Here is a 12,362-nt window from a genome sequence, read left to right as displayed (position 1 = left end):
GGTACACCAGGAGAAGGGGCGGAGAAAGGGCTCGATGCCGCCTTTAACCCCCCGCTGAGCAGCGCGGACACCCCGGGTTACCCCGAGGTGCGACCCGGGCTGCCACCCCGCAGCCGCGGGGTCATCGCCCTGGTCGAAGAGAACTGCACCGTCTGCATGCTCTGCGCCCGCGAGTGCCCCGACTGGTGCATCTACATCGACTCGCACAAGGAGACCACCCCGGCCGCCGGGGGCGGCCGCCCCCGCGCGCACAACGTGCTCGACCGCTTCGCCATCGACTTCTCCCTGTGCATGTACTGCGGCATCTGCATCGAGGTGTGCCCGTTCGACGCGCTGTTCTGGTCGCCGGAGTTCGAGTACGCCGAGTACGACATCCGGGAGTTGCTGCACGAGAAGGACCGCCTCGGCGGGTGGGCCGCCACCGTGCCCCCGCCGCCCGCCCACGAGGCGAACGCCGAGCCGCCCAAGGAGATCGGCGCCGCCGCCCGCGGCGCCGCGCGTCCCGGCCACGGCCGCCCCGCCCCCGGCGCGCCCGGCCGTCCCGGCCCGGCGGAGCCACCCGCCGGCGCCGGCCCCCGGCCCGGTGCCGGGCCGGACGGGCCGGACGCCCTGCCCGGCGGGCCGCCGCCCCGGCCGGCCCGGGCGCCGCACTCCGCGGTGCGCGCGATCCGCCCGCCCGGCTCCCTCCCCAAGAAGCAGCCCCCGGCCGGACCCGGCCCGGAGAACAGCTGACCCCGCCGGCGTCGCGACCGTCCGCTGCTCCGGTGAGGACCTGAGCCCCCGGCAACGCGACCGCTCGCCGGTCCGGCGAGGACCTGGACCCGCCGCCATCGCCACCGTCCGCCGCTCCGGAGATCGTCTTCTCGCCGCCCCGGCCGGACCGGCCCGCCCGTCCGGTCCATCCGGCCTGTCCGGCGCCGGGAACGTTCGGCCAGGTCCCGAGCGTTACCAGGACGACACGTCGGAAGGTCGGAAGGAGGAAGCGTGCACCACAACGGCCTGCGCACCGCCGCCCTGCTCGGCGTCATGTCCGCCCTGATCCTCGCGGCGGGGGCGTGGCTCGGCGGTGGCGGGGGCCTGCGGCTCGCCGTCGGCGCCGCCCTGCTGGTCAACGGCGCGGCGTACCTCTTCTCCGACCGCATCGCGCTGTCGGCCATGCGGGCCCGGCCGGTGAGCGAGGTCGAGCAGCCGGCCCTCTACCGCATCGTCCGCGAGCTCTCCACCGACGCCCGGCAGCCCATGCCGCGGATCCACGTCTCGCCCACCATGCAGCCCAACGCGTTCGCCACCGGCCGCAACCCGCGCCGGGCCTCGATCTGCGTAACCTACGGCCTGCTGCGCCTGCTCGACGAGCGCGAGCTGCGCGGCGTGGTCGCCCACGAGCTCGCGCATGTCTACAACCGGGACGTGCTGATCTCCTCGGTGGCGGCGGCGCTGGCCACCATCATCACCTACTGTAGCTACATCGCGGTCTTCTTCGGTGGCTCGGCGGACGACGACGACGGCCCCGGGCTGGTCGGCGCGCTGCTGATGATGATCCTCGGGCCGGTCGCGGCCGGCATGATCCAGATGGCCATCTCGCGGTCCCGGGAGTTCCAGGCCGACGAGTGCGGCGCGCGGCTCACCGGCGACCCGCTCGGCCTGGCCTCGGCGCTGCGCAAGATCGAGATGGGCGTCCGCCGGCTGCCGCTGCCCGAGCAGAGCCGGCTGACCTCGGCGTCCCACCTGATGATCGCCAATCCGTTCCGCGGCGCCGGGGTGGGCCGGCTGTTCGCCACCCACCCCGACACCGCCGCCCGGGTCGCCCGCCTGGAGAGCATGGCCGGCTACCGCCGCTGACCCCTGACCCGCCGGAGCGGCGATCATGAGCCGCCGCGGAAGGTCCACACCGCCGACGAGGTGGGCACCGCGAACCTGCCGATCTCACGGAGCTTCCCCGTGCGTACGTCGACCGCCAAGACGGTGGTGATCCGATCTCTGCCACCGTTGCCGGGGCGGGGTTCGAGCCGGAGTACCCGCACCTGGTCGCCGTCCAGCCAGTGGCCCGGGGCGGACATGATGACCTCGCCGCGCCGCACCGTCACCGACGAGATCACCCGGCCGGACGGCGCGTCGAGTGTGACGATCTCAAGGGGCCGGTCGACCGGTGGCCTTCCGGGCCGGGTCAACCTCCCGCCGTCCCGCCACCCGGCCACGGTACGGCCGTCGGCCGCCACCGCACCGAGCCGCAGGTCGGCGGTCGTGCCCCGGGCCAGATACCCCCGGCGCTTCCCGGTGCGGTCGATGACCATGGCCGCGCCGTTCCGGTCCAGCAGCACGTCACCATTGCTCGTGACGTTCAAGGGCGACCAGCCGTCGGGCAGGCCGGTGGCGGCTCCGGTGTCGATGTCGATGAGCATCCCGTTCCGGGAGGTCTCGCCGGCGACGGCCACGTAGCGCCCGTCCGGGGAGAGGACCAGTCTGCGTGCTCCCGGCCGCACGGGCGCGCGCCGCAGGCTTCCGCTCGCCAGGTCTCGGGCGACCAGGCCGTCCTTGCGGTCCTGGTAGACGATCCGGCGTCCGTCCAGGCTGACGGCCAGCGGGCCGAAAAGCACTGACTTCAGTTTCTTGTCGCCCTCCACCGGGTCGATCACCTGCGGCACCCGGTAGGTCCGCCCGTCGGCGGTGACGACCCGCCAATCGGCGCACGGACCGCGCCAGGCACCCCGGCACCAGCCGGCGTAAGCGGCGGTCACCGGCGCGACGCCCCGGTCCGGGAGCACGTCCGAGACCTGGGAGGTCACGGTCGTCCCTCGCTCCGGTCCGCGCTCGCCGGACGGCACCGCGATCCCGGAGACCACCACCGCGACCGCGGCCGTCGCGGTGGCCGTCGCGGCCAGCGTCGTGACCAGCGTCCCGCCGCGCCGCCGGCGGGCCCGCTTCAGCGCGCCCTCGGCCAGGTCCACCTCGGGGGCGGTGCCGGCGAGATCGGCGAACGCGTCGTGCAGTCGGGTCATCGGTGTGCCTCCTCTCTCGCGGGATCGACGTCGGACAGCAGGCCGGCGAGCTCGGGCGCCGTCTCCCGCAGGCGGGCCAGCGCCTGGCTGGTCTGGCTTTTCACCGTGCCCGCGGAGCAGCCGAGCAGCTGCGCGGTCTCCTGGATGCTCAGGTCCTCATAGAAGCGCAGCACCACGACCGCCCGCTGGCGCGGCGCCAGCCGGGCCAGCGCGCGGTGCAGCGCGATCCGGTGCAGGCTGGCCCGCTCCTCGCTCGCCGGCGGTGGCGGTTCGGGGGGACGCGCGGACGGCGACTCGGCGTGCCACCGGCGGCGCCGCCAGGACACCGACTCGTTGACCAGGCACCGGCGCGCGTAGGCCTCGGGGTTGCCGTCCCGGGCCAGCTTCGGCCAGTGCCGGGCCACCCTGGCCAGCACCGTCTGCAGCAGGTCCTCGGCGAGGTGGGCGTCCCCGACCAGTAGGAAGGCGCTGCGCATCAGCGCCTGCTGGCGCGCGTCCACGAACTCGCGGAAGCCCTCATAGCGATCCATCCGCACTCCTCTCTCCGCTAAGAACGCGGTGAGAGCCCCGCCGGGTTGGTCATATCCACCACCGAGGATGACGATCCCGCATCCGCGGCGGCGAAGGGAGTGCCCGCCGGGCCGTCCGGCGTCTACCGTCGCGGTATGGGGCACTCCTCATTCACCATCCGGCTGAACGACGTGCAGACCGAGGCCCTGGTGCGGCAGGCGCACCTGGAAGGGCGCCGGGTCGAGGACATCATCCGCGCCGCCGTGCAGCGGCACATCGAGGCCAGGCACGCCGCCGTCACGCTGATGGCCCGGTGGAGCCTGGACCGCGAGGACCTGGAGACCGCCGCCACCGCGCTCGGCGTCCCCCCGCTGACCGACGAGGAGTGGGCCCAGGCCAGCCGCCCGCCGATGACCCGGACCCGGGTTTCATGATCCCGGGACGGGTCCTGGACGTCAGCGCGCTGGTGGACGTCGCCGTGGCCAAGACGCGCTACTCGCGGCACGTGGTCGCCATGTGCCTGTACCGCGGCGGCGGGCTGTGCGTGCCGTCCACCGCGCTGGCCGCCGTCTACTCCATCGCCCCGCTGGACACCCAGGCCGAGCTGTTCGACCTGCTCATGGGTCCCGGCGTCACCATCGACGACCTGTCGGCGGGCAAGGCGCCGGACATCGGCGAGCTGCTCGACGGCTCCAGCGACGTGGTGGCCGGGCACGTGGTCTGGTGCGCGCGCAACACCCGCTGGCCGGTCCTCACCGACCGCGGCGACCAGCTCAGCCTGCTCGACCCGCGCATCATGATCGACCCCATCCCCTGAACCGGGCCGGCCCGGCGTCAGCGCAGCGGCTGGTCCTTGGTCTCCTTGAGCGCGAAAACGTACACCAGCGTCGAGGCCAGGGCCAGCGCCGACATGTACCAGCCGAACAGGTGCGCGTTGCCCGCGTCGATCAGCGCGGTGCCCACCAGCGGAGCCGTACCGCCGAACAGGGCCACCGTCAGCGAGTACGGGAAACCGGCCCCGGACGCGCGCACCCGGGTCGGGAACAGCTCGGAGTTCACCGCCGCCGCGATCGCGGTGTACCCGCTCAGGAACACCATGCCCAGGCACTGCACGAACAGCAGGCTGGCGAAGGAGTCGGTCAGCGTCCCCATCAGCGGCACCGGCAGCAGGGTGAACCCCAGCCCGAAGGCGATCAGCATCGGCCGGCGGCCGATCCGGTCGGACAGCATGCCGGCCAGCGGCTGCAGCACCATGAAGAAGACCAGCGAGATCGTGCCGGCGCGCAGCGCCTCCGCCTTGCCGAACCCCACGGTGAGCTCGGCGAACGTCGGCAGGAACGTCGTCCAGGTGTAGTAGGCCACCGTGGCGGCCATGGTGATCCCGACGATCATGAACGCCTTGGTCGGGTACTTCACCAGGAACTCGAACAACCGGGGCCGCTCCGCCCGGCCCTGCTTGATCTCCTCGGCCAGCGCCGACGTCTCCTCGGCGCCGCGCCGGATCCACAGGCCCACCAGGCTGGCCACCGCGCCCACCACGAACGGCACCCGCCAGCCCCACGAGCTCATGTCCGCCTCCGACAGCGACGCCGCCAGCACCGCCGCCAGCCCGGAGGCGAGCAGCTGGCCGATCGTCGTGCTCACGTACTGGAAGCTGGAGAACAGCCCGCGCCGGCCGGGCGGCGCCGACTCCACCAGGAACGTGGTGGCCGCCGCGAACTCGCCGCCCACCGACAGCCCCTGCGTCAGCCGGGCCACCGTGAGGATCACCGGCGCCAGCAACCCGGCCGCCGCGTACGTCGGGGTGGCCGCCACCAGCAGCGACCCGGCGCCCATCAGGGTGATCGTGAACGTCATCGCCGCCTTGCGCCCGTACCGGTCGGCGAACGCCCCCACCAGCAGGCCGCCGAGCGGCCGCATGAAGAACCCGACCGCGAAAACCGCGAACGAGCTCAGCAGCGGCACCAGGCTGCCACCCGCGCCCTTGGGGAAGACCTGGGTGGCGAAGTACACCGCCAGGAACGAGTAGGTGTACCAGTCGAACCACTCGACCATGTTTCCGACGTTGGCCGCCAGCAGCTGCCGAACTCGGTTCCGTGGTACCCCGACCAACACCGGTCCGCCCGGAGATGCGTCCACGGGGCCTCCTGGTACTCGAGGGACGGCGCTCCACCGCCCGTACTAACCGCCCCTGAGCCAGATATGCAAGTTCCTCCGTATCGTGCGCCAACGGGCGCTATCCGGCCATCCGCCGGATCATCGTCACGCCAGGCCGGCAGCGGCCAGCGAGGCCCCGGTATCGCCCACCGCCCCGCCGTCACGGCTTGTCCAGGTCGAAGGCGATGTCGGACACCCGGATGGTCGTGACCCGCGGATCTTCGATCATCTTCCGCAGGTCGCGGATCCGGGAAATCGGATCGACGAACGCGTACGCCTTACCCTCGGCCGCCGCCTTGCGCAGCCGGGCCAGGTCCAGCCCGAACTGCCGCAGATTGTGCTCGTCGTGCTCGCGCAGCATGCCCACCCAGCCCCGGAAACCCTCCAGGGTCTCCGGAGGCGTGTCCCTGCAATCCGTGGCCTTGGGCGGATCCATCGAAGCCGGTCTCGTCATTATGGAGCCGGTGATCGGGGTCGCCCGCGGGCGCTTCTCGTAGACCACGATGTCCGGGCACTCCCCGTACTGCCGGGCGAAAGCGAGGAGTTCCGTACTGGTCATCGGCGTGGCGAACTCCACGACCGCCAGAGCCGCCATCGTCTGGGGCAGGCGGGCCAGCACCTCGCGCATTTCCTTCTTGGGCCCGTTCCCCGTTCCGATGTCATAGAGGTCGTAGGTCAGCGAGGTCTCGGTGTCGTGACCCAACGGCGGATGCTGCACCCGGCCGAAGAAGTCCTGGGTGATCTCGTCCTTGCGGTCGGCGAACTCCGGCCCGGCGGTGAACGTGAATCCGCCCACGGCGCGCACCGGGCTGATCCCCACCTTCAGCGACATCGACAGCGGAGCGGTGCTGATTTCACCGAGCTGGATCCGGTACCCCGGATTGGCGATCTGCAGTGCGGTCCCGAGCACCTCGTACATGCGCCGGTCCCGATCACCGCGCCGCTGGATCCACCCCGAGCCCACCGTCGCCAGCAGGGCGATCACCAGCAGCAGGACGAGAACGGTCAGCGCGGTGCGGACGACCCCCATGCGCACGGCCCGGCGGGTCCGCTTCGGATCGAAGTCGGGGATCTCCAGGTCGGGCACGTTCGGGTCGGTCGACTCGGTCATCGGACGGCTCCGTACATCTCGGCGAACGCGGCGCGGGCGCGCCACAGGGCGGTCTTGACCGACGAGGTGGACCGGCCGGTCATCGCGGCCACCTCCGCCAGGGAGAATCCTTCGAAATAGACCAGGACGAGCAACCGCCGTGCCTGCTCGGGCAGCCGATCGAGCACGTCGCGGACCGCGATCGCGTCGGTGGCCCACTCGGGCGCACCCAGCTCCTCCGGGTTCGGCAACGGCAGTTCGGCCCGGCGGCGCCGGAAATGGTCGATGAGCACGTTGCGCGCGATGCTGAGCAGCCACGCGGCCGGCGATTCCCCGCGCCAGCCGAGCATGGCCCGGGTGGCCTTGACGAAGGTCTCCTGGGCGAGGTCCTCGGCGAGGTGCGGGTCGCGGGTGCGGCGCAGCAGGTAGCCGCAGACCAGCGGCCAGTGGTCCCGGTAGAGCCGCTCGATCCGGGTGCCGATGGTCGCCTCCGGGACAAGAGTGGAGTTCTCACACCACAGGAGACGGGACCCGGCGCGCGTTGGTCACATGCCGATAAGACGGTCACACCGGACGAGGCGACTCCTGCCCGGGCTTCGGTACCGGCCGGCGAATCCGCCGCCGGCACGCGCGCGATCGACGAGCCCCACCGAAACGGAAGCCCCGGCCGGCGTCACGCCTGGTCCGGGGCTGCGCGCAGGTGGCTGGAGGACCTGCCGTCCGTCTAGCGGTAGTTGGTGAACTGCAGGGCGATGTCCAGATCCTTGCCCTTCAGCAGGGCGATGATGTCCTGGAGGTCGTCCTTCTTCTTCGAGCTGACCCGCAGCTCGTCCCCCTGGATCTGGGCCTTGACGCCCTTGGGCCCCTCGTCCCGGATCAGCTTGGAGATCTTCTTCGCGTTCTCCTGGTCGATGCCCTCCTTGAGCCCGACCCGCAGGTGGTACTCCTTGCCGGAAAGCTTCGGCTCACCCGAGTCCAGGATCTTCAACGACAGGCCACGCTTGATGATCTTTTCCTTGAAGACGTCCAGGACGGCGTTCGCCCGCTCTTCGCTGTTCGCCTTGATCACGATGTCCTGCTGACCCGACCAGGCGATGTCCGCGCCGGTGCCCTTGAAGTCGAAGCGGTGCCCAACTTCCTTGACCGTCTGGTTCAGCGCGTTGTCGACCTCCTGCCGGTCGATCTTGCTCACCACGTCGAAGCTGCTGTCGGCCATAGGTATAGGTGTCCTCTCTCGTCCCCACGACCCTAGCGACGAACGCCCCGCCGCGTGTGGATCACGGCACGCCCGGACCTGTGTCACAGACACCTCGGAAGTCCGCTATTCTTCTTGCTGTCACCGCGAGAGCGGCAGGCACGGCAGGTTGCCCGAGTGGCCAAAGGGAGCGGTCTGTAAAACCGTCGGCTCAGCCTACCCAGGTTCGAACCCTGGACCTGCCACACCAGCCAGAAGAGGCCCGTCACCAGCGAAAACGCAGTGACGGGCCTCTTGCTGTGTGTCCGGCTGTTCATGGTCGTCACCGGCGCTCTACGGGGGTCCGCGTCGGATGCGCGTCGGCGTCAGTTGGACGCTTGCAGTGCCTTGAGAGCCTCCCTGATGAGCTTGCGCCTGCCGCGGACCCGAACGAACACGTTCATGCGCTGTTCTCGCTCAGCAACCCGGCGCGCCGGATTCTCGCATTACCGTGCACATCTCCGGTCGCGCAGGACTGACCTGGGGCATCGTCGGTGGTGGCGTAGCCGAAGGCCGGTCAGGGTGCGCCTTGCTCGATGTCACCGAAGACCAGATAGGCCGCCGTGGCGTCGTCGAAGGTCTTACCACGCGGCCACTTCGTGCCTTCGGGGTCGGAGTGTTCGGCGTCGCGTACGCGCTGGATGAGTGCGGCCGGGCCGTGGCGGTCGAGCAGGTTGAGCGCTTCGGGCCAGGTGGCCAGGTGGAAGCGGTCGACCAGTCGGGAGGCGCCGTCGCTGAGCAGCGCCGCCCGTGTCACCTGGCCGGCCGGGACGGTGCCGGTGAGGGCCTGGTCCGCAGCGGAGGGGTCGGCGGCGGCGACCCAGAACCCGCCGTCTCGGTTGCGATGCTGCCGCAGGGTCTCGACGTACTCGCGGTGCGCCTGCCGATGCTCGGCGCTGCCGCCGGGCAGGGCGTCCATGCGCTCGCGGTACCGCGCGCCGACCTGAGCTTCCCGGTCGTCGCAGATGACCAGCGGTTCGGCCGCGCCCGCCGGTTCGATCACCAGCACCGAATCGGCCAGCACCAGCCATTGCAGCTCCTCGCCGGCGCGACGGAGCATGACCACGGTCGCCGAGGGTGAACCGGCGTGGGACAGGTCGCAGGTGAAGTCGTGCATGGAGGCCACCGCCTTGATCCCCTCACCGAGGATCTCCGGCAGCGTGCCCCGGCTCTGCGTCATCAGGGCCAGCACGGAGGAACCGAGCATGCGCGAGTACCACGCCACCCCGTGCGAGCAGCCGCTCTGCGACCCGGGCGGGGTGCCGGCCCCGTCCAGCAGCACCACCGCGTCCGGCGCGGCGGCGAGGTAGTCCTCATTGGGACGGTCAGGGTCGGCGGGACGGGTGGCGAAGGTGAGACGCACGTCAGCTCTCCTGGTGGCGGTACAGCGGGCCGGCCGGTTCCGCCGTCACCGGTTCCCCGCTTTCGGGGTCGTACTCCACGCGCACCACGGTGGAGAACCGGTCGCCGGCCACTTGCCCCCACAGCGTGTTGATCTCACCCGTGATCAGGCTGACCACCCCCAACGTGCCCTGGGGGTGGATGCCGGTGAAGATCAGTACGTTGCCCTGGCCGTCCGGGCGGCCGAGCCGACCCAGATAGGCGTAGTCCACGCTGGCCGGCGGGGTGCTGTCCTCCCCGGAGCGGTAGACGGTGCCGGTGCGGCGGTCGTGCAGCGTCCACGGCCCGTCATCGGCCTTGGCCCACTCCAGTACCGGATCGGACTCATACAACCGGCCCACCACAGGGGATAGTCGCGGGCCGCAGATGACGATCAGGTTGGGCCGGTTCAGGTCGATCTGCCCGCCCAGCGGGACGTGTTCCAGCTCCACCGCCAGGCCGTAGCCGCGGGCCAGGTCTTCCAGTCGTTTGCTCGCGGTGACGTCCTCCATGGCGACCACCGGCCGGGCCTTGATCGCGTCCTGCTTGAGCGGGGTGGCGATGGTGATCGTGCCGGTGCCGAGGAACGCCCCCTCCGGCGCCGGACCGGTGTGGCGGATCTGGTGGATACGGCCTCGGGTCAGGCCCGCTGCCTGGGCTATCTGGGCGTAGGACATGCCTTGCGCGTGCAGATCCTGGATCACCCGCCGCCGCAGCCGCGCCAGCTCGGCTACCTCTTGCTGGGCGGCGTTCAGCCGCTCGGTGGCCGCCTTGAGCAGCAGGTAAGGGTCTTTGATCGCGGCGATGCGGTCAAGCTCGCTGGCTGGCACGGTGGTTCCCTCTCGGCGGCACCCGCCCGAGTCTAGGCCCCTAGACGAAACACCGTCTTGAGGATCTCGGGCCGGTCGTCGTGCTACACGATCCGGCGGATGAACGCCGAGCCGCCCGCCTTGCACAGCTCGAAGTACACCGCGCGGCACGGACACGTCCACGCCCAGACCCGGACGTGCGCGGCGTCGGTCACCTCGAACCAGTCCACTCGCTGCTGCCCCGGTTGTGGCCGCTTGACGTGCGGGCTGAGGCAATCGCTCATGCTCCCGCGCTCTCTGCGCCGGGATCCGGCCGCGCCGATCCCACCGCCGCCGGCTCCACCAGCATCAACGCCCACACCGTTCTGCCCTGCTCGTCACCGCGTACCCCGCACGACTCGGCCAGCGCGGCGACCAGGACCAGGCCGCGCCCGCCCTCCTCATGTTCGCCGGGCACCGCGAGCGCCGGACGATCGGGGCCGCCTTCATCGGCGACGCCCAGCCAGACCCGGTCATGTTGCGCGTGGATCATCACCTGGAAGCGGCCGCCGAACCGGCGGCTTGCCGAATGCCGGATCGCGTTGGTGGCCAGCTCGCTGACGATCAACTCGGCGGCGTCCAGCACCGGCCAGCCCGACAGGAACGAGGTCACGAACCGGCGAGCCTCCCGCACCGAGGCGGGGGAGCTGAGGAAGGACCGAGACATGCGCCAAGCCGACATGGAAACGCTCCGGCGTCTAGGGGGCTATACGTCCACGTGCGAAGCGTAGGACTGGCGCCGATAACTCTCAAGGAATTCGACGCATAAATGCGTCAGTCTTGGGTCTGGGACTCCAGCCTGCGGAAATCCGTCCCGATTTCACCCAGCAACGCCCGCACCCCGTCCCCGTACACCGCCACCCCGCCGAACGCCTCCAGCACCTCCCGATGCGCCGCCACGTCCCCCTGCTCGGTCACCAGGACATCACCGGTGATCAACTCCGCGACCGACACCGCACCGTCGAACACCGTGAACCCATGCAACGCAAAGGCCGGCGCCTCCACCGACCACGGCACCACACCCAGCCGCACATGACCCAACGTCGACACCTGAGCCAGCCGATCAAGCTGCGCCACCATCAACCCCGGCGACCCCGGCCACGTCCGTACCGCCCCCTCGGTCAGCACGAACCAGAACCGCCGCCCCTCCTCGAACAACACGCTCTGCCGCTGCACCCGGATCGCCGCAGCCTTGGCCGCGTCCTCCTCATCGACCGCACGCCCCACCGTCAACGCCAGCCGCGCATACTCCGCCGTCTGCAACAACGCAGGGACCATCACCGAGGAGAAACACGCCACCTCACCCGCAGCCCGCACCCGCGCATCATCAGCCGACTCCCGCCCGGCCAACCCACCGCGAAGCCGCCCGACCTCATCGCGCAGCCGAGAGACCAGCCCATCCAACTCCGCCCGATCCGCGGGTCCCAGCCCGAGCGCGGCCGCCACCCGCTCCACCGTCTCCGCGGTAGGCAGCAACCCACCCGTCTCAATCCGGGAGATCGTCGGCTGCCCCACCCCCGCCCGCCGAGCCAGCTCCTTACCCGTCAGCCCCGCACCCCGACGCAGCCGACGAACCAGCTCGCCCAACTCCCGCAGTCGACCCCGCCGCTCCTCCACGCCAAGCGTTCTACCACCACCGACCGAACACCCAGCGCGAACCTTGCCGAATTGTGCTTTTAGGAATCAAGGGCGGCGGCGCTCGCCGCCGCCGCACGGCCCGCCGCCCGCACGCCCGGCCGGGCGTGCGGCGTGGACGCCGGTCCCGGCCGGGGGCGGGAACGCGGACCGCCCGCCGCACGCAGCACCCGCCGACCGCATCCCGACCCGCCGACCCGGAACGCGCCACCGCCCGCACTCATACAGCACGACGATCGCCATGCGATGGCCGGCCATCACACGGGGCCGGGGGCGATCGAAGGTCCGGGACTTCGTACCTCAGCCCCGGCCCACCGAATACCGCGGCTACCCTTGACATGATCACGGGGGATGGTCGGAAGCACGGCGTGCTCGATAGGCGGCCTGTCGACATTTGTTCGAGCAATACTTGCGGGGCCGACCACCTCGATCACTGCGGGACGCGAAGTCGCGCTTGCCGCAGGTGGCGCACCAGATCAGGTTCGCGAACCAGCGCTCTATAATCCACCGAT

General features: G+C 71.1%; 15 protein-coding genes and 1 tRNA gene. 5 read left to right on the top strand and 11 right to left on the bottom strand.

Annotation, left to right across the window (positions count from 1 at the left end):
- Together Sru01_RS35970 and htpX are read left to right on the top strand one after the other, a co-directional pair.
- On the top strand, nt 1-732 hold a 732-nt coding region (locus tag Sru01_RS35970), incomplete at its 5' end, for a 4Fe-4S binding protein (RefSeq protein ID WP_239137809.1).
- Between the two features lie 252 nt (nt 733-984).
- Nucleotides 985-1,839, top strand: a complete 855-nt coding sequence (htpX, locus tag Sru01_RS28495) for a zinc metalloprotease HtpX (protein WP_203991907.1) — start codon at nt 985-987, stop codon at nt 1,837-1,839.
- A gap of 23 nt (nt 1,840-1,862) precedes the next feature.
- On the opposite strand, the gene Sru01_RS28490 is transcribed toward htpX, so the two are convergent.
- Together Sru01_RS28490 and Sru01_RS28485 are read right to left on the bottom strand one after the other, a co-directional pair.
- Nucleotides 1,863-2,996, bottom strand: coding sequence for a hypothetical protein (locus Sru01_RS28490; RefSeq protein WP_203991905.1), 1,134 nt, complete (start codon nt 2,994-2,996; stop codon nt 1,863-1,865).
- Nucleotides 2,993-3,526, bottom strand: coding sequence for a SigE family RNA polymerase sigma factor (locus tag Sru01_RS28485; RefSeq protein ID WP_203991904.1), 534 nt, complete (start codon nt 3,524-3,526; stop codon nt 2,993-2,995). The genes Sru01_RS28490 and Sru01_RS28485 overlap by 4 nt, the downstream gene beginning before the upstream one ends.
- Before the next feature lie 135 nt (nt 3,527-3,661).
- Here Sru01_RS28485 and Sru01_RS28480 point away from each other — a divergent pair, with 135 nt between their 5' ends.
- Nucleotides 3,662-3,940: a hypothetical protein gene (locus Sru01_RS28480; RefSeq protein ID WP_203991902.1), complete on the top strand. Its 279-nt coding sequence runs from the start codon at nt 3,662-3,664 to the stop codon at nt 3,938-3,940.
- The gene (locus Sru01_RS28475; RefSeq protein ID WP_203991900.1) at nt 3,937-4,323 is read left to right on the top strand and encodes a hypothetical protein; all 387 of its coding nucleotides are present in this window, start codon (nt 3,937-3,939) and stop codon (nt 4,321-4,323) included. Before Sru01_RS28480 ends, Sru01_RS28475 begins: the two co-directional genes overlap by 4 nt.
- Before the next feature lie 17 nt (nt 4,324-4,340).
- Here Sru01_RS28475 and Sru01_RS28470 read toward each other — a convergent pair whose 3' ends face one another.
- The 4 genes from Sru01_RS28470 to Sru01_RS28455 all read right to left on the bottom strand — a co-directional run bounded on the left by Sru01_RS28470 (nt 4,341) and on the right by Sru01_RS28455 (nt 7,969).
- Nucleotides 4,341-5,621: an MFS transporter gene (locus Sru01_RS28470; RefSeq protein WP_373869551.1), complete on the bottom strand. Its 1,281-nt coding sequence runs from the start codon at nt 5,619-5,621 to the stop codon at nt 4,341-4,343.
- A 202-nt stretch (nt 5,622-5,823) separates the two neighbouring features.
- Complete coding sequence (locus Sru01_RS28465; RefSeq protein ID WP_203991893.1) at nt 5,824-6,774, bottom strand: hypothetical protein; 951 nt, start codon at nt 6,772-6,774, stop codon at nt 5,824-5,826.
- Nucleotides 6,771-7,223, bottom strand: a complete 453-nt coding sequence (locus Sru01_RS28460; protein WP_275412221.1) for an RNA polymerase sigma factor — start codon at nt 7,221-7,223, stop codon at nt 6,771-6,773. Before Sru01_RS28460 ends, Sru01_RS28465 begins: the two co-directional genes overlap by 4 nt.
- A 254-nt stretch (nt 7,224-7,477) precedes the next feature.
- Nucleotides 7,478-7,969: a YajQ family cyclic di-GMP-binding protein gene (locus Sru01_RS28455; RefSeq protein WP_203991889.1), complete on the bottom strand. Its 492-nt coding sequence runs from the start codon at nt 7,967-7,969 to the stop codon at nt 7,478-7,480.
- Between the two features lie 142 nt (nt 7,970-8,111).
- Here Sru01_RS28455 and Sru01_RS28450 point away from each other — a divergent pair.
- A tRNA-Tyr gene (locus Sru01_RS28450) sits at nt 8,112-8,193 on the top strand.
- 311 nt (nt 8,194-8,504) lie between these two features.
- Here Sru01_RS28450 and Sru01_RS28445 read toward each other — a convergent pair.
- From Sru01_RS28445 to Sru01_RS28425, 5 genes are all read right to left on the bottom strand, one after another.
- Entirely contained in the window at nt 8,505-9,350 is an 846-nt protein-coding gene (locus Sru01_RS28445) for a protein phosphatase 2C domain-containing protein (RefSeq protein WP_203991886.1), read from the bottom strand.
- A 1-nt stretch (nt 9,351) separates the two neighbouring features.
- A complete protein-coding gene (locus Sru01_RS28440; RefSeq protein ID WP_203991883.1) occupies nt 9,352-10,197 on the bottom strand; it encodes a sigma factor-like helix-turn-helix DNA-binding protein in 846 nt (281 codons plus the stop codon).
- 83 nt (nt 10,198-10,280) lie between these two features.
- Nucleotides 10,281-10,460, bottom strand: coding sequence for a hypothetical protein (locus Sru01_RS28435; RefSeq protein ID WP_203991881.1), 180 nt, complete (start codon nt 10,458-10,460; stop codon nt 10,281-10,283).
- The gene (locus Sru01_RS28430; protein WP_203991879.1) at nt 10,457-10,882 is read right to left on the bottom strand and encodes an ATP-binding protein; all 426 of its coding nucleotides are present in this window, start codon (nt 10,880-10,882) and stop codon (nt 10,457-10,459) included. The genes Sru01_RS28435 and Sru01_RS28430 overlap by 4 nt, the downstream gene beginning before the upstream one ends.
- Nucleotides 10,883-10,989: 107 nt before the next feature.
- Nucleotides 10,990-11,802, bottom strand: coding sequence for a helix-turn-helix domain-containing protein (locus Sru01_RS28425; RefSeq protein ID WP_203991877.1), 813 nt, complete (start codon nt 11,800-11,802; stop codon nt 10,990-10,992).
- Nucleotides 11,803-12,362 lie beyond the last annotated feature (560 nt).

The organism is Sphaerisporangium rufum (assembly GCF_016863395.1).
GTDB lineage: Bacteria > Actinomycetota > Actinomycetes > Streptosporangiales > Streptosporangiaceae > Sphaerisporangium > Sphaerisporangium rufum.
Note: the sequence above shows the minus strand (reverse complement) of the source record. Positions and strands in the feature narration are given on the sequence as shown.

Excerpts from the sequence above, each read along its gene's own strand:
- Sru01_RS28485 (WP_203991904.1), bottom strand. The coding sequence starts at position 3,526 with ATGGATCGCTATGAGGGCTTCCGCGAGTTCGTGGACGCGCGCCAGCAG.
- Sru01_RS28480 (WP_203991902.1), top strand. The coding sequence starts at position 3,662 with ATGGGGCACTCCTCATTCACCATCCGGCTGAACGACGTGCAGACCGAG.
- Sru01_RS28435 (WP_203991881.1), bottom strand. The coding sequence starts at position 10,460 with ATGAGCGATTGCCTCAGCCCGCACGTCAAGCGGCCACAACCGGGGCAG.
- Sru01_RS28455 (WP_203991889.1), bottom strand. The coding sequence starts at position 7,969 with ATGGCCGACAGCAGCTTCGACGTGGTGAGCAAGATCGACCGGCAGGAG.
- Sru01_RS28430 (WP_203991879.1), bottom strand. The coding sequence starts at position 10,882 with ATGTCTCGGTCCTTCCTCAGCTCCCCCGCCTCGGTGCGGGAGGCTCGC.
- Sru01_RS28490 (WP_203991905.1), bottom strand. The coding sequence starts at position 2,996 with ATGACCCGACTGCACGACGCGTTCGCCGATCTCGCCGGCACCGCCCCC.
- Sru01_RS28465 (WP_203991893.1), bottom strand. The coding sequence starts at position 6,774 with ATGACCGAGTCGACCGACCCGAACGTGCCCGACCTGGAGATCCCCGAC.
- Sru01_RS28475 (WP_203991900.1), top strand. The coding sequence starts at position 3,937 with ATGATCCCGGGACGGGTCCTGGACGTCAGCGCGCTGGTGGACGTCGCC.